This window comes from Butyrivibrio sp. XPD2006 (genome assembly GCF_000420865.1).
Classification (GTDB): Bacteria; Bacillota; Clostridia; order Lachnospirales; family Lachnospiraceae; genus Butyrivibrio.
The window spans coordinates 1-21,129 of record NZ_ATVT01000017.1 but is presented as its reverse complement, the minus strand read 5'-3'; the positions used below and the strand labels follow the sequence as shown (position 1 = coordinate 21,129).

General features: G+C 38.0%; 18 protein-coding genes. All 18 read left to right on the top strand.

Annotated features, from left to right (window positions below):
* Positions 1–9 precede the first annotated feature (9 nt).
* Positions 10–1,185, top strand: a complete 1,176-nt coding sequence (locus tag G590_RS0115700) for a LegC family aminotransferase (RefSeq protein ID WP_022766610.1) — start codon at positions 10–12, stop codon at positions 1,183–1,185.
* Between the two features lie 12 nt (positions 1,186–1,197).
* A complete protein-coding gene (neuB, locus tag G590_RS0115695; RefSeq protein ID WP_022766609.1) occupies positions 1,198–2,196 on the top strand; it encodes an N-acetylneuraminate synthase in 999 nt (332 codons plus the stop codon).
* Entirely contained in the window at positions 2,193–3,356 is a 1,164-nt protein-coding gene (gene neuC / locus G590_RS0115690; protein WP_022766608.1) for a UDP-N-acetylglucosamine 2-epimerase, read from the top strand. Before neuB ends, neuC begins: the two co-directional genes overlap by 4 nt.
* Before the next feature lie 84 nt (positions 3,357–3,440).
* Positions 3,441–4,223: a glucose-1-phosphate cytidylyltransferase gene (gene rfbF / locus G590_RS0115685; protein ID WP_022766607.1), complete on the top strand. Its 783-nt coding sequence runs from the start codon at positions 3,441–3,443 to the stop codon at positions 4,221–4,223.
* A complete protein-coding gene (gene rfbH, locus G590_RS0115680) occupies positions 4,223–5,572 on the top strand; it encodes a lipopolysaccharide biosynthesis protein RfbH (protein WP_022766606.1) in 1,350 nt (449 codons plus the stop codon). The genes rfbF and rfbH overlap by 1 nt, the downstream gene beginning before the upstream one ends.
* Positions 5,569–6,420: an NAD-dependent epimerase/dehydratase family protein gene (locus G590_RS0115675; protein WP_022766605.1), complete on the top strand. Its 852-nt coding sequence runs from the start codon at positions 5,569–5,571 to the stop codon at positions 6,418–6,420. The genes rfbH and G590_RS0115675 overlap by 4 nt, the downstream gene beginning before the upstream one ends.
* Before the next feature lie 6 nt (positions 6,421–6,426).
* Positions 6,427–8,205 carry a thiamine pyrophosphate-binding protein gene (locus G590_RS0115670; protein ID WP_022766604.1) on the top strand — a complete coding sequence of 593 codons (1,779 nt, stop codon included), beginning with the start codon at positions 6,427–6,429 and terminating at the stop codon, positions 8,203–8,205.
* A gap of 11 nt (positions 8,206–8,216) precedes the next feature.
* Entirely contained in the window at positions 8,217–9,194 is a 978-nt protein-coding gene (locus G590_RS0115665) for a Gfo/Idh/MocA family protein (protein ID WP_022766603.1), read from the top strand.
* A 1-nt stretch (position 9,195) separates the two neighbouring features.
* Positions 9,196–10,116 (top strand): Gfo/Idh/MocA family oxidoreductase, encoded by a 921-nt coding sequence (locus G590_RS0115660; RefSeq protein WP_022766602.1) that lies wholly within the window; start codon positions 9,196–9,198, stop codon positions 10,114–10,116.
* An 11-nt stretch (positions 10,117–10,127) separates the two neighbouring features.
* Complete coding sequence (locus G590_RS0115655; protein WP_022766601.1) at positions 10,128–11,156, top strand: sugar phosphate nucleotidyltransferase; 1,029 nt, start codon at positions 10,128–10,130, stop codon at positions 11,154–11,156.
* Positions 11,153–12,097, top strand: a complete 945-nt coding sequence (locus G590_RS0115650; RefSeq protein ID WP_022766600.1) for a glycosyltransferase family 2 protein — start codon at positions 11,153–11,155, stop codon at positions 12,095–12,097. The genes G590_RS0115655 and G590_RS0115650 overlap by 4 nt, the downstream gene beginning before the upstream one ends.
* Positions 12,098–12,796: a hypothetical protein gene (locus tag G590_RS0115645; RefSeq protein ID WP_026494213.1), complete on the top strand. Its 699-nt coding sequence runs from the start codon at positions 12,098–12,100 to the stop codon at positions 12,794–12,796.
* A 33-nt stretch (positions 12,797–12,829) separates the two neighbouring features.
* Positions 12,830–13,843, top strand: coding sequence for a glycosyltransferase family 2 protein (locus tag G590_RS0115640; protein WP_026494212.1), 1,014 nt, complete (start codon positions 12,830–12,832; stop codon positions 13,841–13,843).
* A gap of 17 nt (positions 13,844–13,860) precedes the next feature.
* Positions 13,861–14,781, top strand: coding sequence for an NAD-dependent epimerase/dehydratase family protein (locus G590_RS0115635; protein ID WP_022766599.1), 921 nt, complete (start codon positions 13,861–13,863; stop codon positions 14,779–14,781).
* Positions 14,781–15,932: a UDP-galactopyranose mutase gene (gene glf / locus G590_RS0115630; protein ID WP_026494211.1), complete on the top strand. Its 1,152-nt coding sequence runs from the start codon at positions 14,781–14,783 to the stop codon at positions 15,930–15,932. Before G590_RS0115635 ends, glf begins: the two co-directional genes overlap by 1 nt.
* 2 nt (positions 15,933–15,934) lie before the next feature.
* The gene (locus tag G590_RS0115625; protein ID WP_022766597.1) at positions 15,935–16,504 is read left to right on the top strand and encodes a dTDP-4-dehydrorhamnose 3,5-epimerase family protein; all 570 of its coding nucleotides are present in this window, start codon (positions 15,935–15,937) and stop codon (positions 16,502–16,504) included.
* A 220-nt stretch (positions 16,505–16,724) separates the two neighbouring features.
* On the top strand, positions 16,725–18,938 hold the full coding sequence (locus G590_RS0115620) for an OmpH family outer membrane protein (RefSeq protein WP_022766596.1): 2,214 nt from the start codon (positions 16,725–16,727) through the stop codon (positions 18,936–18,938).
* 21 nt (positions 18,939–18,959) lie between these two features.
* Positions 18,960–20,003 (top strand): acyltransferase family protein, encoded by a 1,044-nt coding sequence (locus G590_RS0115615; protein WP_022766595.1) that lies wholly within the window; start codon positions 18,960–18,962, stop codon positions 20,001–20,003.
* Positions 20,004–21,129 lie beyond the last annotated feature (1,126 nt).

Here is a 21,129-nt window from a genome sequence, read left to right as displayed (position 1 = left end):
GTGTTTAATATGGATCATATGATTCCACTTTCTATTCCTAATTTTGAAGGCAATGAGCGTAAGTACGTGGACGATGCCATCGACCAAGGCTGGGTATCTACCGGCGGTGCTTACATTACTAAGTTAGAGCAGGAATTGGCCAAGTTCCTTCATACTGACAATGTATGTGCGTGCCAGAGTGGCACTGCTGCTTTGCATTTATCCATGGTAGAAGCAGGAGTTGTGCCTGGAGATACTGTATTGGTTCCTCCAGTAACCTTCATCGCAGCTGTGAATCCGGTTCGCTATCAGTTTGCAACTCCAATTTTTATCGATTGTGATGATAGCTTGTGCATGGACCCTGCCAAAGCTCGTAAATTCTGTGAGGACGAGTGTGAGATGCGTGATGGACATCTCTATTATGGAGATTCAATTGTACGTGCGATGGTCGTTGTGCATGTCTTTGGCAACATGGCAGATATGGAAGGCATTATGGATTTAGCTCATGATTATAACATCAGGGTTATCGAGGATGCTACAGAAGCGCTTGGAAGTCACTATACTGAGGGACGTTATGCGGGTAAGTATGCAGGAACTATTGGTGACTTCGGAGCATATTCTTTTAATGGAAACAAAATCATTACCACCGGAGGTGGCGGTGCAATTACTGCAAACAAGAGTGAAGTGGTAGATCATCTACGTTACTTATCAACTCAGGCGAAGAATGATCCTCATTATTATATTCATAATGAGATTGGATTTAACTATCGTATGACTAATCTGCAGGCTGCCCTTGGGGTGGCTCAGATGGAGGAACTCCCTGAGTTTATTCGTCGTAAGCAGGCCAATTATAATTATTACAAGAAGGCATTTGAAGGATTTGAACTAGGTGAGTTAATGCCGTTTAGAGAAGGTACCAATTCTAATAAGTGGTTCTATTCATTAAAAATTGACCTTAATAAGGTTAAGGCATCTATGCGTGATATCATAACTGCTTTGGAGGAGCGTAAGATACAGACGAGAGCAATATGGGGACTGATATATGAGCAGATTCCGTACAAGAATGCGGTGACCTATGGCCTTGAGAAGGCTCCATACTATGCTGCATGCATCTTGAATTTTCCTTCTACTACTCAGATTACTGAAGAAGAGATGACATATGTGGTAGAACAGATTGAAGATGTATTACGTGGATTTACGAAGTAATAGGGGTTATTAATGAATACAACTTTGATTATTGCAGAAGCAGGCGTGAATCATAATGGTGATTTAGAGATTGCCAAGGAATTAGTGCGTACCGCCAAGGTTTGTGGCGCAGATATTGTGAAATTCCAGACGGCTAAGCTCTCATCTCTGGTAACCAAGACTGCAGAGATGGCTGAATACCAGAAAGAGAATATTGGTAAGACGACTTCTCAAAAGGAGATGTTGTCCAAGTTGTTACTTCCTTATGAAGCATTCGTCGAACTGGCGGCATATTGTAAAGAGGTTGGAATTCAGTTCCTTTCTACCCCGTTCGATATTGAGAGTATCGATTTCTTACATAGCCTTGGATGTGGTGTATGGAAAGTACCATCTGGTGAGATTACAAACTATCCATATTTGGTGGCTATTGCTAAGTTGCATCAACCTGTCGTCTTATCTACCGGAATGTCGAACTTGCAAGAGGTGGCGGATGCACTACGAGTTCTTCGTGATAACGGATCCGGCGAGGTTACATTGTTACATTGTACTACTCAGTATCCTACTCCTTATGAGGATGTAAACTTAAATGCGATGCTAACCCTACAGAATTCTTTTGGTTGTCCAGTAGGGTATTCAGATCATACGTCAGGTATTGAAGTGCCGATAGCTGCTGTTGCTATGGGAGCTAAGGTGATAGAGAAGCACTTTACTTTAGATAGAACTATGGAGGGACCAGATCATAAGGCAAGTCTAGAACCCAAAGAGTTGGGTGCGATGATAGAAGCAATTCGCCATATTGAGGTGGCTCTTGGGGATGGAGTGAAGCGTCCGGTGGAGGCTGAGCTGGCTAATCAGAAGGTTGCAAGGAAAAGTATCGTTGCAGCATGTGATATCAAAGAAGGGGAGGTTCTTACAGAAAAGAACCTTACGACAAAGCGTCCTGGAACCGGAATCAATCCAATGCATTGGACTGAAGTGATTGGAACCAAGGCAATCCGTAACTTTGGAGAAGACGAGTTAATCGAACTATGAAAAAAATAGGAATTATTACTGCGACCCGCGCTGAATTTGGATTGTTAGCACCGTTAATACGTGAATTACGTAATTACGAGTCAGATGAATTTCAAGTGGAATTAGTCGTTACAGGAACGCATTTGAGTGAAGTATATGGCAAGACCATTGATGAGATTTATTCATCCGGCCTACGTGTTGATCATGAGATAAGGATTCGTTTACAGTCCAAGACGGAGGTAGATATATCTAAGAACCAAGCGGATGTTCTTGTGAAGTTTACCGAGTTGTTTGCACATGAACAATACGATGGGATTGTTATCCTTGGAGACAGGTATGAGATGATGGCAGTTGCAATGGCAGCTGGCAATACGAGAACGCCAATCTTTCACCTTTGTGGTGGGGATACTACAGAAGGTGCGATGGATGAGTGGATTCGCCACTCGATTAGCAAGATTGCGTATATGCATTTTGTAACCAACGAAGAGAGCCGAAAACGTGTTGTTCAGCTAGGCGAGAATCCCGAGCATGTTTTCAATTATGGCTCAACTAGTATTGATAATATTCTCCATATGGCAGATATGAGCAAGGAAGAGGCATTGCGAAGCATAGATTTACCTGATTGCGATTATGCACTATGCACCTATCATCCGGTGACTATGGAGAATGAATCGGTAGATGATCAGATTGAGGAGTTCCTTAATGCAATTCGCAATACTCCAGAGTTGGAATTCATTGTGACTAAATCCAATGCGGATCAGGGCGGCGCTCGTATCAACGAATTGCTGGATGAAGCAAAAGAGCATATACCAAATCTTCATGTATTTACTTCGCTTGGTGTGCGTAGATATTTATCATTGATGAAGTATGCCAAATTCGTTTTGGGTAATTCTTCTAGTGGAATTATTGAGACGCCGGCATTCCATGTGGCAACCATTAATATTGGTAATCGACAGCGTGGGCGCCTACAATCTGAGAGTATTATTAATTGTTCGCCAGATACAGAAGCTATTCGAAAAGCAATGAGCCTTGCACTATCAGAAAAGCATCAAAGAGTGTGTGCACAGGTTGTTAGTCCGTATGGTGAAGGATGTGCAGCAAAACAGATTGCAAAGAAGATATATGATACTGTTATAGATGGAAGTATCGATTTAAAAAAGAAGTTTTTCGATATTACGTAGTGCAAAAATTGACTTTAGTTTTACAGATTGCTAAAATTAGGTACGTTTGTATCAAGTTTAGAATAAGTTGAAAAAGGAGAGAACATGAAGGTTGTATTATTAGCCGGTGGACGTGGTACTCGTATATCTGAGGAGTCTGAAATACGCCCAAAACCAATGGTAGAAATCGGTGGTATGCCTATTCTCTGGCATATTATGAAGGAGTATTCCTATTATGGATTTAATGAATTCATAATTTGCGCAGGATATAAGCAGCATATGATTAAGGAGTGGTTTCGAAACTATTTCTTGTATACTTCCGATATCACGTTTGATTTGACGGAAGAATATAAGATGGTGGTTCATGATAAACGTACCGAACCATGGAAGGTCACCGTCGTGGATACGGGTGAGAATACAATGACCGGTGGTCGTATAAAGCGTGTTCAGAAGTATATTGGTGATGAGCCATTCATGCTTACTTATGGTGATGGTGTTTGCGATGTTAATATTCGTGAACTTTATGAATTCCACAAGTCTCATGGCAAGCTGGCTACTCTTACTTCTGTTGTTATGCAGCAGGAAAAGGGAGTTCTTGATATCGGTGGAGATAATGCGGTACGTTCATTTCGTGAGAAGAGTTCTATGGATGGAGCTCCGATTAATGCCGGATATATGGTATTGCAGCCTGAGATCTTTAATTATCTGGAAGGCGATGATACCGTGTTTGAACGTGAACCGTTAGAACGTGTGGCAAGCACAGGCAACCTGATGAGCTATCGTCACGAAGGTTACTGGCAGTGCATGGATACAATCCTTGAAAAGAATAAGTTAGAAAAGTTGGTTGCTAAGAAACAAGCACCTTGGATGGTATGGGAGAACAAATAATGAGTAAGTGGAATAATGAAGAAGAAGCAAGAGCAGATATTCGTGCATTAGTCACGGATTATTATAATGAGTATAAGAAGCCGGTTCAGGATAAGGAATTTGAACCGGGTGACCGTATTTCCTACGCTTCGCGTGAACATGATGAGAAAGAAATGTGTGCAATTGTTGATGCTGCATTGGATTTTTGGTTAACCACGGGACGATTTTCAATTCAGTTTGAAAAGGAGTTTGCTAAATGGATTGGCGTAAAGTACGCACATTTGGTGAATTCGGGTTCTTCTGCGAACCTAATTGCATTTACTGCTTTGACGGCTCCGGAATTGGGTGACCGTAGAATTCGTCGTGGCGATGAAGTGATTACTGTCGCGTGTGGATTCCCTACCACAGTTACGCCTGTTTTGCAGTATGGTGCAGTTCCGGTATTTGTTGATGTGACAATTCCTCAGTACAATATTGATGTTACGAAACTTGAAGCAGCATTGAGTCCAAAGACTAAGGCTGTTATGATTGCTCATACTTTGGGAAACCCATTTGATTTGAAGAGTGTACGTGAATTCTGCGATAAGCATAATTTGTGGCTTGTTGAAGATAACTGTGATGCGTTAGGTTCCAAGTATTCAATTGATGGTGAAACTAGATTTACAGGAACTTGGGGGGATATCGGAACATCCAGTTTTTACCCACCACATCATATGACTATGGGTGAAGGTGGAGCGGTATACACCAATAATGCAATCTTGCATCGGTTGATTATGAGTTATCGTGATTGGGGACGTGATTGTATCTGCCCTCCAGGACAGGATAACTTCTGTGGTCATAGATTTGATGGCGATTTTGGTGAACTTCCACATGGATATGATCACAAATATGTCTACAGCCACTTTGGTTACAACTTGAAGGTTACTGATATGCAGGCTGCTGTTGGCGTGGAACAGTTGAAGAAATTCCCAACCTTCATTGAGCGACGCCGTCACAATTGGGATCGCTTGAGAGCAGGGCTAGAGTCTGTATCTGATAAGTTGATTCTTCCCGAGCCGGCTGAGAACAGTGTTCCAAGTTGGTTTGGATTCTTAATCACTGTTAAGGAAAATGCTGGGGTTACTCGTAATGAGATTACAAAGTACATTGAGGAGCATAACATTCAAACACGTTTGTTATTCAGTGGTAACTTAGTAAAGCATCCATGCTTTGACCCCATTCGTGATACTGATCAGTATCGCGTGGTTGGCGACTTGAAAAACACCGATTACATTATGGAAAATACCTTCTGGGTAGGCGTATATCCGGGAATGACTGATAAGAAGATGGATTATATGGCTCAGATTATTACAGAGGCAGTAAATCGATGAGAAAAAGAATTCTCTTGACAGGTGGTTCTGGACTAATTGGGAGCAATATTCTCCCCATCCTTAGAAAAGAGCATGATGTGGTAGCTCCTAGAAGGAGTGAGTTGAATATTCTTGATACGCAAGAAGTGGAAAACTATATCAAGACAAATCAATTTGATATAGTGATTCACTGTGCCAATCCGAATGGGGTGAAGAATCCATTGGATCAGGATGTCAACATGGTAGAGGGAAGCTTACGTTGCTTTATGAACTTCTATCGTATGCGTGGATACTATGGCAAGATGTTCTATCTAGGATCTGGTGCTGAATTTTCAAAAACTAGGGATATGATATCCATATCAGAAGATTCTTTTGATGAATTGGTTCCGACAGATGAGTATGGTTTTGCTAAGTATATCATGAATACATTAGCAAAGCAGAGTGATAATGTATATAACATTCGTGTCTTTGCATGCTATGGACCTGGAGACCACGAGTCCAAGTTTATTACTCACTGTATTCGTGATATACGAGATGGAGCTCCGGAATTAACAATCAGACAGGATTGCGTGTTTGACTATATGCATGTATATGATTTGGCGGGATTATTGCTTCGTCTGATTTCAAAGGAAGATGAGTATAAATATCATGATTATAATGTTGCATCAGGAGAGAAGTATCTTCTAAGCGAAATTGCAACCATTGTATGTGAAGAAATGCAGAGTGATATACCAATTCACATATTAAAAGATGGGTATAATTACGAATATTCAGCATCTAATCAGCGTATAATTGATGAGATTGGTTCGTATAGTTTTATTTCATTGCGGGATGGTATTCGCATGCAGATAGAATCTGAAAGGAAATGAGTAAGAATGAAACGTAGAGTTGCAGATATTATCATGGATACACTCGTACAGAAGGGTATAACTAATTGTTTCGCCGTTGTTGGTGGTGGTGCAATGCATTTGGATAATGCGTTGGCATTGAATTCAGATATTCATAAGGTGTTCCACCATCATGAGCAGGCATGTGCAATGGCGGCAGAGGCATATGCAAGGTATAGCGGGAATTTAGCTGCTGTTTGTGTTACATCCGGACCTGGAGCAACCAATGCCATTACAGGTGTAATGGGGGCTTGGCAAGATAGTTTGCCAATGATAGTCCTTTCCGGTCAGGTTCGTTACGAGATTTGTGTAGAGAAGTCTGGGTTACCACTACGTTATCGTGGTATTCAGGAATTTGAGATTATTCCATCTGTTAGGAATATGACTAAGTATGCAAAAATGCTTTCTGATCCATTGGAAGTAAAGCGAGAACTTTGTAAGGCAATTGATATAGCGATGAATGGTCGTCGAGGACCGGTATGGCTGGATATTCCGTTGGATATTCAAAGCGCAATGGTAGAAGAGGATGACATGTATCCGGTTGAGAAAGCACCGGATCAGATTGCCCCTGATAAGGAATCTCTCAAGGAACTCCTTCATAAGCTTGCTAGTGCTAAGCGTCCATGTATTCTTGTGGGTAATGGCGTAGCTAATAGCCATACTATTGAGCAATTTCGTGTGTTTGCAATGAAAACTCGGGTTCCTGTAATTGCAGCTTGTATCTCTGCAGATGCAATGTACATGGATTATGATCGTTATTATGGCTTGTCTGGTTCTATTGGACCTAGAACAGGTAACTTTATCGTACAGAATGCAGATGTGATTCTTTCAATTGGGTCTAGCTTAGGATTTAAAATGTCTGGATTTGCTCAAGAGTTATTTGCGCCAAAGGCGTATATGATGGCTGTTGATATCGATGAGAATGAGATGAAGAAACCGGGGGTTCGAGTTGATTACTTTGTTAAAGCTGACTTACATCCATTCTTTGAAATGATTAATGAGATGGCTACAGAAATTGATGTTCCAAGTGAATGGGTTACCTATTGTGATGACTTGAAGCATAGATTTACGCCATTTGACCCTGCAAAGGATGTGGAAGATAATGAACGTGTATGTTCATACAGATTTTGGCAGGAATATGAGAAGCTTGAGCCAGATGATAGTATTACTGTACTTGGCAATAATTCGGCCAATAGTGCTAAGCTTCAGATTGGCATTAAGAAACCAAATCAGCGTTTAATAGCGAATAATAACTGTGGCTCTATGGGTGCAGATATTCCAGAGGCAGTAGGTGCAGCGATTGCTTCTGGCAAGACAATCTTCTGCGTAACAGGTGATGGTAGTGTTATGATGAATCTTCAGGAGCTTCAGACGATTCGTCAGAATAAATTGCCAGTAAAAATGGTTATCTTCAATAATGATGGATACAATGCAATTCGTCAGTCTACGTCAAACTTCTTCAATGGAGTATGGATTGGATGCACACCGGATAGTGGTGTTAGCTTCCCTGATTTTTCTGAGGTGGCAAAAACATTTGGCTTATCATATATGAGATGTAATACCAATGGGGAATTGCATGATAGCTTGAATGAATTCTTTGCGCGAGAGGATAATGTTCTTCTTGAGGTAATGCAGAGATTTAACGATCCGATCACACCAAAAGTTATGTCTCGTATGAATGAGGATGGCTCATTCTCTACACCGGCGTTGGAAGATATGGCACCATTTATTAGTCAAGAAGAGCATGATAAGTTAATGCTTTGGTAACAAGGAGTAATATGAAGGTACTAGTTGTTGGACTTGGTTCCATGGGTAAAAGACGTATACGTCTCATTCAGCAGGTTGATCCATCAATTACTATAATCGGAATTGATAGTCAGGATGCACGTAAAGAAGAGGCATATCAGTTATATGGTATCGATTGCTTTTCTTCTATTGACGCTGTATTAAGTGAGAATAATGTGGAGTGCGCATTTGTATGTACTTCGCCATTATCCCATGGAGATATTATTTGTGAATTGTTAGAACATGATATTCATGTGTTTACTGAGATTAATCTTGTAAATCATCGTTACGATGATATTTTAAGAATTTCAGAGGAACATAATCGTATTGCGTTCTTGTCTTCTACATTTTTATATCGTAAGGATGTAGGATACATTATTGAACAGGCTCGAGGTCAGTCGGTGAATTATATTTACCATACAGGTCAGTATTTACCTGATTGGCATCCGTGGGAGAAAATAGAGAACTTTTTTGTATCAGATGCGCGAACCAATGGATGTCGAGAGATTATGGCTATCGAGTTTCCGTGGATTTGTGCGGCATTTGGAGATATTACCAAGGTTACGGTTAAGAAGGGTAGTATGACGAACTTAGGATTGTCTTATCCGGATAACTATCTGTTGATGTTGGAACATAGCTCTGGGTCTACCGGTATTGTAGCAGTTGATGTTGTTGCTAGAAAAGCGCGTAGACATTTGGAAATATATAATGAGAATATGCAGATATTCTGGGACGGTACGCCGAACTCAGTTCAAGTCTATGATTTGGATGTGAAAGAACTGAAGGACATTACTTGCTATGATGATGTTGTCCAAGATGAACGTTATACGGCGAATATCATTGAAAATGCATATGCAGACGAGATTGCTGATTTCTTAGACTGTGTTCGTCAGAATCATCCACAGCAGAAGTATAACTATCAGCGAGACATGTTTATACTTGAAAAGATAGACGAAATCGAGAAAGCCTAAAATGAAGGTATGTTTTATCGGAATTGGTTCCATAGGAAAACGACATATTCGTAATTTTACCGCAGTATGTGAAGAACATGGAGTATATCCTGAAATACATGCGCTTCGGAAGACGTCTAGCATACTTCCGGAAGATATTCAACAGCATATATCTAAGGTGATACATAGTGAAGCAGAACTAGATGAGAAGTATGATGCTATCTTTATCTTGAATCCGACTCATATGCATTATGAGACGCTACGAGCTTTGCATGGGTATGCAGATTGCTTCTTCATTGAGAAGCCGGTGTTTGATAAGTTAACATATGATTGTTCAATATTTGATAATAGTAAGCGCTATTATGTTGCCTGTCCACTTCGATATACGCAGGAAATCATTGCAGCGGAACGTGTTGTAAAGGAAGAAGCGGTGTTTAGTGCCCGTTCGATATCGTCATCCTATCTTCCGGACTGGCGACCGGGGGTGGATTATCGTGCTGTATATAGTGCACACAAGGATCAGGGTGGTGGCGTTCGAATAGATTTAATCCATGAATGGGATTATCTGGAACATTTATTTGGACAGCCGGAAGAGGTTGTAGCCTTCTCAGGGACATATTCTAATCTTGAGATTGATAGTGAAGATTTGGCGGTATATATTGCAAAATACAAGACAATGCTACTGGAACTTCACTTGGATTACCTTGGACGCAAGACAAGACGTAGTTTGGAATGTCGTACTGCAGAACATGAGTATATTTTTGACATTGCAGAACATCGCGTATTATGTGATGATCAGGTAATTCAGGAGAATCATGAAGATGTAAATACAATGTATATGCGTGAAATGCAACACTTCTACGAAGTAATAGAAGGAGTTACTGAACCAAAGAACACGATAAAATCGGCAATTGCAACAATGCGCGTTGCCGAGGAATCATAGGGAGTAAGAGAATGTTGGAACAATATGTTGTACAGCCAACACAAACAGTAAAGCAAGTTGTTACTGTAATGGATGAAGAAGGAATTAAGGCAGTTGCTGTAGTTTCTGATAACTATAAACTATTGGGGGTGTTTACTGCTGGTGATATGCGCAAGTATTTCTTAATGGGAGGAGACTTGAATGCGGATATTACAACTGCAATGAATGATAGACCAATTGTTTTTCATTCGTTGTATGAGGCACGTGAATACCCAAAAAAGTTAATTTTCTATCCAATTGTAGATGAAGATGGTAAGCTTGTGAATGTCCTTGGCGAGCAGCGTTCACCAGAGTCTACAACCATTCTAAACGAAGTGCCGGTTGTTATTATGGCTGGGGGAAAGGGGACACGCTTGTACCCATATACTCAGATCCTGCCGAAGGCATTAATTCCGATTGGAGATCTGACAATTACTGAGCGCATTATTAATTCATTCCGTAATTATGGTTGTAAAAATTTCCATATGATTCTCAACCATAAGGCTGGTATGATTCGTTCCTATTTTAATGAAGTTCAAAAAGATTACGAGCTGTCATTTGAGGAAGAACGCGAATTCTTGGGAACTGGTGGTGGATTGCAGTACTTGAAGGGGAAGGTAGAGAATACATTTTTTCTCTCAAACTGCGATGTATTGCTGAATGCAGATATTGAGTGTATTTATAAGACGCATAAGCAAAGTGGGAATAAGATTACTGTTGTATGCGCTATGATGGATGTACAGATTCCGTATGGTGTCATTGATACAAATGATTCTGCTGAATTATTAAATATAAAAGAGAAACCTGAACTATCTTACTTGACAAACACAGGAATCTATGTGGTTGAGCCGGAAGTTATAGATGAACTAAAAGAAGATCAGTTTATCCACATGACGGATATTGCTATGAATTACGTACACAAGGGCGAGAAAGTAGGTATTTTCCCGATTTCCAAGAAATCCTGGATGGATATGGGGCAGATTGAGGAAATGGAACATATGAAGGAGCAACTGGGTGTATGAAAAAGATAAGCTTATTTACACCATGTTATAACGAAGAAGGTAATGTGTACGAACTCTATAAGAAAGTTACCGAAGTGATGAGTACTGTTCCGGAGTATGATTATGAATATGTATTTATTGATAATCATTCGTTGGACAATACCCCAACAATTCTGCGTAAGATTGCGGCAGAAGATAAGCGCGTAAAGGTAATTTTTAATGTTCGCAATTTTGGACCATCCAGATCGGGAAGCTATGGATTCTTCCAGACAAGTGGAGATGCATCTATTTGTTTGGCATGTGATTTTCAGGATCCGCCAGAACTGATTCCTGAGTTCATTAAGAAGTGGGAAGAGGGATACAAGGTTGTATGGGGCAAGCGTTTTGCTAGTAAGGATAAGAACCCACTGCTACGCTTATGTCGCAATATGTATTACAACATGGTGAAGTCCATGGCAGATTCTGAACAGTATGATAATGTCACTGGATTTGGCTTATATGATCGTGAAGTAATGAATTATCTTCGTGCAGCTAATGATCCAACGCCTAACTTTCGTAATATGATAGGTGATTTTGGATATGAGGTTGGATTTGTAGAGTATAATCAGCCACAACGAAAGTCGGGAAAGTCTAGTTATAATTTTTTCCGCTATTTGAATGTTGCACTTACGTCGGTTATCACTACGTCAAGGGTGCCACTTCGTATGGCAACATTTGCAGGATTTTTCCTTGCATTCTTTAGTTTTGTAATAGGTATTATCTATTTGGTTTTAAAGCTGATGTTTTGGAATAACTTTCCAGGTGGAACAGCGCCAATTCTTATTGGTGTATTCTTTATGGGAGCGATTCAGATGATATTTACCGGAATCATCGGTGAATATATCGGTGAGATCCTTACCAGGCAAATGAATCGACCAATGGTAGTAGAAGCAGAACGACTTAATTTTGATGAGGAAGAATAGATGGAATTAAGCATTCCAAAAAGTGAGCTACAGGAGTATGTACGTCGGCAGGCGAACTATATGTTTCCAGATAATGTCGATTTGATTGGCAAGGAAGTATCCATTGCTTTTGATGATGCATTGGGGAGACTTGAGTATTGCTTCCAACATATTACATTCCCTGCTTATTGTGATGCAGAAGGACAAACACATTTCTCACATTATCATGCAGATCAGTATACGCAGTTTATTGCTTATTTTGCCAATAGCTTATGGACCAGATTTCAGATGAAGTCAGAATGTGATAAGCTTCTGTACTTAAATCGATCTTTGCATAGCATTTTTATTTCTTATAAGTGTAAGATCCCTAAGATATATTTTTTGGGGCATCCGGTTGGAACTATCATGGGAAATGCAGATTATGATGATTTTCTTGTGGTGTTTCAGAACGTTACAATTAATACTGCTGGGGATGCTGAGCGTCTTCTGCCAAAGCTTGGCAAAGGATTGTTCCTAGCTGCTGGTGCAAAGATCATTGGCGATAAACCAATAGGAAATGGTGTATCTATTGGTGTTGATGCTCTTATTCATAATCAGGAAATACCGGACAATAAGGTTGTTATTCGAAATGCTAATGGGAGTATTGAGATTAATGACAGAAAGCACAGTTCGTGTTTTGCTCAGAATTATTTTAATGTTGATATTGAGAAATACTATTAGAGCAAATTGAAATCAAGTTGGAGGACATTAAAGATGAGCCAGCCGTTTATTTCGGTTATTGTTGTAGCATATAATTATGAACAACTATTGCCAAGGGCTTTAGAGGCGATAAAAAAACAAACATATAAGGATTTTGAGGTAGTACTTGTTAATAATGGCTCTACTGATAACACACAGGGAGTTATTGATGATTTTGCACTTAGTAATCCTGATATTCGTGTCGTTAAGGTTTTAGTTGAAAAGAATCAAGGTGTTTTTTTAGGAAGGAACCAAGGCATTGAGGCTTCAACAGGTCAATATATTATGTTTAACGATGCCGATGATTGGATGGAGCCTGAGTGTCTTGAAAAGCTATCCGCTAGTGCAAAGGCAAACAATGCAGATAAGGTTTGTGGAGCTTTTAAAGAAATCGATACAGAAGGTAAGCAGCTTCGTGTAGTAGATTTCACTTCGGATTATTCGAAGTGGTTTACTGTTAGTTTGCAGGCAACACTTTTCCGTAGAATAATCGTTATTGAAAACAATATTCGTTTTCATCAATCATGGTTGGATGATATTGATTTTAATACGCAATTCAATTACTATACGATGAACTTTGCAATAGTGAACGAGCCTGTATATGACTATTATGTTAACCAGCATTCAACTTCAGGTGCTAAGGTGAAGAAAAAAGCTTGGACATATTTGGATTTGCAACATGATATGTTGAAATTATTTGTACCGATGATTGAGAAAATTGAGAATCAAGATAGGATTGACTTATCATATCTTATGGTTAAACAGTACTATTTCTACTTATTCCATTCTAATCGGTATTCAACAATAAGTGAGTTTGTAGAAAATTATAATGCTGCAAATAAGATGATGCTTGAGTATATGCCAAATTACTTGAAAGATAGGTACGAGCGACATCTGCGTAAGAATAGTGAGCGTAAATCTGGCGTAATGATTACAAAAATCTTTACTACCGCAGAACGCATTCACTGTATGAAATTTGTAATGCGGATGTACTTACTTGCATCGAAGGTGACATATTTAAATCCGTAATAAAGGGAGATAGTAGAATGCAAAAGTGTCTTGTGACCGGCGCAAATGGTTTTATAGGTTCTGAGCTATTAAAAGTATTGTCAGATGAAGGCGTAGAAGTAATCGCAGTAGTTAGAAGTCGGCATTCCAATATTGATAAAATTAAAAATCTTAAAGGTGTATCTATAGTGTATTGTGATATGGATGATATCCATAATCTGCCACAAATTGTTGTGGATAGAGACATAGATACTTGCATACATCTAGCATGGATTGGTTCTTTTGGTGAGGAACGAGGATATTATGAAATGCAGTTAAGAAACGTTCGTTATGCTTTACAACTTGTTGATTCTATTAATCAGATGGGTATAAAGCGTTTTGTAGGTGCTGGAACGTTGGCTGAGAAGGATGTTCTGAATTATCACGGTGAAGATGGAGCAAAGCCGAATCCGGTAAGTTTTTATGGGATTGCTAAGGTTACAACGCATTACATGACAAAGACAGAATGTGCACGACTAGGTATTGAACATGTATGGTGCTACTTATCCAATACATATGCAGTTGGTAGTACAACAAATAACTTTGTTATGATGGCTAGTAGAACTATGCTTGAGGGTCGAAGAGCAGCTTTTACATCTGGAGAACAGACATATGACTTTATGTATGTAACTGATACAGTTAAGGCAATCTACTATGCATCTTCAAGAGGTAAGGCTTTTACTTCGTATTATCTTGGAAGTAATAGTGCGAGACCATTAAAAGAGTATATTCGAATAATTAGAGACACAATAGATCCGTCAATAGATCTTTTTTTGGGAGAAATCCCATTTAATGGAAATCCTTTGCCTACGGAAGCGTATGATGGAAGTAAATTGGAACGTGATACAGGTTTCAAACCGGAAATAGATTTTGAAGAAGGCATTAAGAAAACCGTAGATTGGTTAAAGAGTACAATGTGATGAATAAAGAATATATTGTTGTAGGTGCAGGGTTGGCTGGTGGTGTAATTGCACGTAATCTAGCAGAAGCAGGTAATTCTGTCACGATTTATGAGAAACGCAGTCATATGGCTGGAAACATGTATGATTTCCAAATGGATGGAATTCTAGTTCAAAAATATGGACCGCATGTTTTCCATACAAATGATGATAATGTATATGATTTTATTACGCATTATTGCAACCCAATTCCTTTTAAAACGAAGTGTGAAGCAGTAATAGATGGCATAAGTACGCCTTCACCATTCAATTATAAAACTATTGATCAGTTTTTTAGCAAGGACGATGCGATTAAACTAAAGAAAAAACTTGAAAAGGCATATCCAGGTCAGAAAGCAGTTACGGTTGTAGAAATGCTTAGTGCAGAAGATGATGATATTAAATCTTACGCTGAGTTCCTTTTTGAGAAAGACTATAAGCTATATACTGCTAAACAATGGGAAGTTGACCCATCTGAAATCGATCCTTCTGTTTTAAAGAGGGTGCCTATCCTATTATCATATAGGGATACGTATTTTGATGACAAGTATGAATTTATGCCAGACAGAGGCTTTGAATTTTTCTATCGAGAGCTCATAAATCACGAGAATATTAGACTTGAGTTAAGTGTTGATGCACTGCAACACATTGAGTTTGTAGAAAAACATGTCCTGTTTGATAAGAGAATTGTCGATGTTATATATACTGGTGCAATTGATGAATTATTAAGTTTTAAGTATGGAGAATTGCCATATCGTTCTCTTGAATTTGACTTTAAGAGATTAGAATGTAGTAGCTTTCAAAACACAGCATTAGTTGCATATCCGCAAGAGGTTGGATTTACAAGGGTGACTGAGTATACTAAGATGCCTGAACAGTCAGCTAATCATACTGTAGTTGCGTATGAGATACCTAGAGGGTTTTCTGCTACGGAGGCAAATCAAACAGAACGTTACTATCCAATTTTAACTGAAGATAGTATGGCATTATACAATAAATATCATTCTTGCGCTCAAGAATATGATAATCTCATATTATGTGGTAGATTAGCAGATTTCAAATACTATAATATGGATCAGGTGATACTTAGAGCGATGGAAATATCAGAAGAGATTTTAAACCGGAAAGGATAAGTATGGTTCAAAAATTTGATTTTCAAGAACTGGAATTAAAGGGTGCATACCTTATTAGACCTTTTTATGCTACCGATGAGCGTGGAGGGTTTGTTAAAGATTATAATATAGATATATTTAAAAATGCAGGAATTGATTATGAATTAAAAGAAACGTTCTACACGATTTCGAAGAAAAACGTGATTCGTGCAATGCATTTCCAACTAATTAAGCCGCAACCAAAGCTGATGAGATGTATCAGTGGGCATGTATATTATGTCATGGTTGATTTGCGCCCAGAGAGCCCTACATATAAAAAGTGGATTCATTTCGATTTAAAGGGTGACGATGTTGTGAGTTTGTTAGTGCCAGCAGGATTTGGTCAGGGATATATTGCGCTTGAAGATACAATCATGAGCTACAAAGCGGCCGAAGTATTTGATGCCGAAGGTGATAGTGGAATCCGCTATGATGATAGAGACTTGGCAATTGAATGGCCACTAGAGGAGATTGGTGGCAAGGATAAGTTGATTATTTCTCAGAAGGATTTGGAATTAATGAGTTTTGCTGAGTATGATCGGTTGATGCATTAGATGTTCTTAGATATAGTGGGAATGAAAATTATAGTGGGGACGGTTCTGCGACTATATGGTAAAACTCTTGAGATACGATAGATTTTCTGCTGATTGCATTAATTATTACTTTTTTTGAGGGAGAATCAATTCAGTGTGTTGGTGTAGGCAATTCAAGAGTAAATATAATTAGTGAATTTGATAGTGATATATATTTTGTTAAATAGTGAGGAATCGGATATTGTTTATAACTGTTATCAATAAATCAAAAAAGAACAACAGCTTATATTACGGAACTCTTGTGTTGGTTGTTCTTTTATTTTGCCTTCGTTTTATTGGACTAGACAAAGATCTGCCACAGTATGGCGTGGGTACATATAATGCGCCTGATGAAGGGCTTTATGGATTTATGGGCTTGAACATGTATAATTATGATTCCATTAATCCGGTCGTTGATGTGACTGATGGTATTACAGTCACATCATATACAGCTTATCATTTAAAGAATAATGTGCTGATGAACCTGATGGTTTATGCGGGTTTAATAATCATTGGAGATAATTACTATGGATTTCGAGTTCCAATAGTTCTTATTGCGTTACTTAACTTGCTATTGATTATGCATGTTTCCGCATTTTTAGTAAAGAAATATGGAAGTTCTTTGGAACGTGATCGATGGCTGGTTGTAGGAGTATCATTTCTTTTTACTATTAGTTTTCCATTTTTAATTACATCGCGTGTCGTGGAGCCAACGATTCTTCGTATGTCATTTGGTTTATTAGCTTATGACTTTTTTTTGCGTTGTAAAAGCATAATTGTAAAGTATTTTTCAGCAACTATTTTGATTGCTGCATCTATGCAATTAGTATACTTAACGAACGTTTTCTTTTTTGTTCCGATTATAGTTTGTGGATGCATATATTTGGTGAAAAATGATGTGGCATCATTTCGCAAGAGCCTGTTTGGAGCAGTGGCCGGAGGTGTTACAGCATTAGCTTTGTGTGAGATTTATTACAAATTAGTATGGAACACCAATTTCCTTTTGAATGCATTGAACACATTCAACGATTTTTCATCTGTAGATGGGTATCAGAATGCCACATCAGCTGGGTTTAAAGCATTTGTTGCAACTGTTCTAGATTTTTGGGGGGCAAATGTGTTTTTGTTTTACATGCCTGTGTTGGCTTTGTTTTTATTGGCACTGCCGTGGATTGTTCATCGTGCTTACAAGGAATTTGATGATGCACTAATGTTTCCATTTATGGCAGTAGTAGGTCTATTTTTTCAGACCTTAGCTACGAATGACTATATATTTCGCAAAGCGGTGCTAATTTTACCTTTTGTATTTTTTTGCTTGATTATTAATTATCTTATGAACGGTTTTGATATTCTTTCTAAAGTAAATTTATTATCGTTCAATGGAATGTACCGCTGTGGAATATGTTTATTACTTCTTTTGATTTTATATTATCGCTTTTTTTCGAATAAAGTTGGAACTGCAGGAGATTTTTCTTTCGTTTTAAAATTCGTAATAATAATCAGTACGCTAGCCATAATACTCTTGCTAATTGGAAACCTTTTCAGTAAGATTTGCATTGATAGTAGACGTGTCATCCAAGGAATTATGGCTTTTACAGTATTTATTAATATTGCATGTGGCTTGAAATATGTGTTTTTCTTCAACAATTATACAGAGAAAGATGCGATGATGACATTGAAGGAGTATGATGACCATGTGGTATTTGGCGCATATGCCTATGGGTATTCTTTATATAACGATATTAAACCGGTTATACTAAGGAACGATGAATACAAGGATTTATATTATGATTTAAAGGATACATTTTTGTATTTGGATGTATCTAATGAGAATAACAGCGCAATAGATTCTTACCTTGAAGTAAATCTGTTTTCTGGTACAAATTATTTTGCTAATCGTATTTTGACGATGCCTCGTTCTTTTACAATCAATGGTTCGAGTATTGATTTTGCTCTCTATGAAATAGAACTTAGAGCAAATTTGGTGATTAAAGATTCACTTAGCAAACAAAGACTTAGAGAACTTGCGGATGTAGCAAAAAAAGCATATGAGATAAATATAGAGTATCGTGATGCTTTGCAGAAGCAAGGAGATGATAAAGAGGAGATAGTAAAGCAATATAATAATGCAATTAATGATTTGGCTGAAAAATATGATTTGGATAATGATTTTGTTAATTTATTAAAATATGGTATTAAATCGGATTATCTATCTTTTATGGCTGGTGCTACAGCAAATACTATCTATGGCAATGTCTATGGTGATATTTATGCTGGTATTGGTTATCCTATCTATGGTGATATTTATGGAAATATCTACGGGGATGTAGATAGTTTGATCTATGGAGATGTTTATGGTCATATATATGGCAACGTTAACGGGGAAATTGTAGGGGAGATTTATGATAATGATTAGTAGAGAGGAGTTTATTTTATTGTGAAAAAGAATGTATCTGTGGTTTTAGATGTGTGGCGCATCTTAGCATGCATTTTTGTTTTTGTTGGTCATGGGTTTGTTTTTTTTCATATTACTCCTTTTAAAGACGCAAGTTATTTCTTTTATTTTCAGGATTTTGCGGTTCTGATATTTGTTATTCTTTCTGGGTTTTTGAATACGTATTCATTGGATAACACAAACCGTTCATTTTTTCGATGGGGGGGGCAACGTGTAGTTCGAATCTATAGTTATTACATCCCAGCATTACTGGTAGTGGCTTTGATTGACGCATTACATTGGCCTTTGCATATTAATTTTTCCTTTATAAATGAATATAACATTCAAACATTTATATGTAATATATTGATGCTGAATTCAAGGAATTGGTCTGCAGAAGGAATTGCTTCTTTTGCGAGTATGAAACCTTTATGGACGCTTGTAGTTGAGTGGTGGTTAAATCAAGTACATGCTTTTTTGGTATTGGAACACAAGCATAAATCGTATGATAGCATCATTTCCTACTTAAAAGATGGAATTGTTCTCATCTTGTTGATGGGCTATTTGGCAACAGTTTATCATGTGCAATATGTTGTGTTTGCATATTTATTAGGAATCGTTGTTTATAGAATATATCAAGAGTTATCTGCTAAAGGATATGTGATTGTTTTAGGTATTACGCTAGTGGGCATCGTTGCGTCTGGGGTAGTTTATAAACAGGCATATAATTATATTGTATTGATTCTTCTTGTGTTACTGTTTTTATGCACATTGGTATGGGCTAATCGTAGCGATGTATATTGGGTGAATGATCATACTCAAAATGTACTTCTGCATTTAAGAAATCTTACTTTTCCGATATATATGATTCATTACACGATTTTTACATTTGTAGTTGAAATTAAGTATCCGAATGAAGGTATAAGAGATTTCTTTGTCGCTATTGTGATTTCGGTGTTGGTTTCCTATGTGATTTTGTTTATGGGGAATGCCAATCGGAAAATCATTGATAAATTAGTAATTCTTAATAAAGGTCGCGAGGTATAACGATTTGGCTTAGGAGTCAGATTTACATCATCAAGTGCAGCTTGTATAAGTTGAAGTGCTTTATGGTAAATGCCAGAAAATTTGCGGGTAGGGTAATCGCCATAATATATTTCAGCGTATTTACGGTCAGGAAACACGTATTATAGCATTGGTACCTGACACAAATAAGGTTGTGTAGGAGCAATAATACACGATATAGGATCCTCCTGTTGATTGGGGCATTAAATCCGACTAAAGATGCAACCCATCCGTATAGGAAGATTTTTTGTAACTGCCAATGTACTATTTCGATGGGGCAGTGGTCTTAAAATTGCATAGAAAAAAGATTGACTCATACAAAGTATAACGATGTGTCTAATGAAGGGGAATCTTCTGGTGATTCATATTTTGAAGCCTGGTTATTAACAGGAACAAGAATTTTTAGAGATATTCACAGAGACATTCTATGTCTTGTTTATGGAGATAGCCATGTGCGTATTTATGGAAACATATATGGGAATGTGTATGGTGAAGTTGATTCTGAAACGTAGGGAAAATATACAATGAATAGAGCATGGATAATATGAAAAGTAAAGCATCTAGGTTTCGTAAACATTATAGAGTATCATTGCTTGCATTGGGGGGTTAATTTCTATTATCAATGATGGCCTTCCCAGCTAATGTGTGTTATGCGGAAGAATTGAAAAAGGTTCCGTTTCATGGAATGGGAACAGCCAATAATCCTTATGTTATTTCCAGTAAGGAAGATTTTATACAATTTAGAAATTTGGTTAATGATGGTGAGTCATTTGACCAATGTCATTAAGTTAGTATGACAATACAAAAATGGCAACAGACTGAGGATGAAGTATTTTACTCTTCATCCTCAGTTTCTTCTTTTTAGGGCATAGCAAATAGACGGATTTTTTCCGCCAAAATAAAATTATGCAGCTTATTGTTTTTATGCTACTCTGTATAGGAAACTATGATATATCTTGCCAGTTAGTTTTCTTTCCCGATGTCTATCTGGCCTTATAGGAACTAGATTTTTTGATATAATGGTTTCCAAATCAGGTGATGATGCCTTTCCTCGATAGAACAATCTACACATATGCACTGCAACCGAAAAATTCGCTTTATATGTATG

Coding starts and splice junctions, on each gene's coding strand:
- G590_RS0115650 (WP_022766600.1), top strand. CDS start 11,153: ATGAAAAAGATAAGCTTATTTACACCATGTTATAACGAAGAAGGTAAT.
- rfbF (WP_022766607.1), top strand. CDS start 3,441: ATGAAGGTTGTATTATTAGCCGGTGGACGTGGTACTCGTATATCTGAG.
- G590_RS0115670 (WP_022766604.1), top strand. CDS start 6,427: ATGAAACGTAGAGTTGCAGATATTATCATGGATACACTCGTACAGAAG.
- G590_RS0115625 (WP_022766597.1), top strand. CDS start 15,935: ATGGTTCAAAAATTTGATTTTCAAGAACTGGAATTAAAGGGTGCATAC.
- G590_RS0115640 (WP_026494212.1), top strand. CDS start 12,830: ATGAGCCAGCCGTTTATTTCGGTTATTGTTGTAGCATATAATTATGAA.
- glf (WP_026494211.1), top strand. CDS start 14,781: ATGAATAAAGAATATATTGTTGTAGGTGCAGGGTTGGCTGGTGGTGTA.
- G590_RS0115660 (WP_022766602.1), top strand. CDS start 9,196: ATGAAGGTATGTTTTATCGGAATTGGTTCCATAGGAAAACGACATATT.
- G590_RS0115635 (WP_022766599.1), top strand. CDS start 13,861: ATGCAAAAGTGTCTTGTGACCGGCGCAAATGGTTTTATAGGTTCTGAG.
- G590_RS0115665 (WP_022766603.1), top strand. CDS start 8,217: ATGAAGGTACTAGTTGTTGGACTTGGTTCCATGGGTAAAAGACGTATA.
- G590_RS0115645 (WP_026494213.1), top strand. CDS start 12,098: ATGGAATTAAGCATTCCAAAAAGTGAGCTACAGGAGTATGTACGTCGG.
- neuC (WP_022766608.1), top strand. CDS start 2,193: ATGAAAAAAATAGGAATTATTACTGCGACCCGCGCTGAATTTGGATTG.
- G590_RS0115700 (WP_022766610.1), top strand. CDS start 10: ATGGATCATATGATTCCACTTTCTATTCCTAATTTTGAAGGCAATGAG.
- G590_RS0115675 (WP_022766605.1), top strand. CDS start 5,569: ATGAGAAAAAGAATTCTCTTGACAGGTGGTTCTGGACTAATTGGGAGC.
- neuB (WP_022766609.1), top strand. CDS start 1,198: ATGAATACAACTTTGATTATTGCAGAAGCAGGCGTGAATCATAATGGT.
- G590_RS0115655 (WP_022766601.1), top strand. CDS start 10,128: ATGTTGGAACAATATGTTGTACAGCCAACACAAACAGTAAAGCAAGTT.
- rfbH (WP_022766606.1), top strand. CDS start 4,223: ATGAGTAAGTGGAATAATGAAGAAGAAGCAAGAGCAGATATTCGTGCA.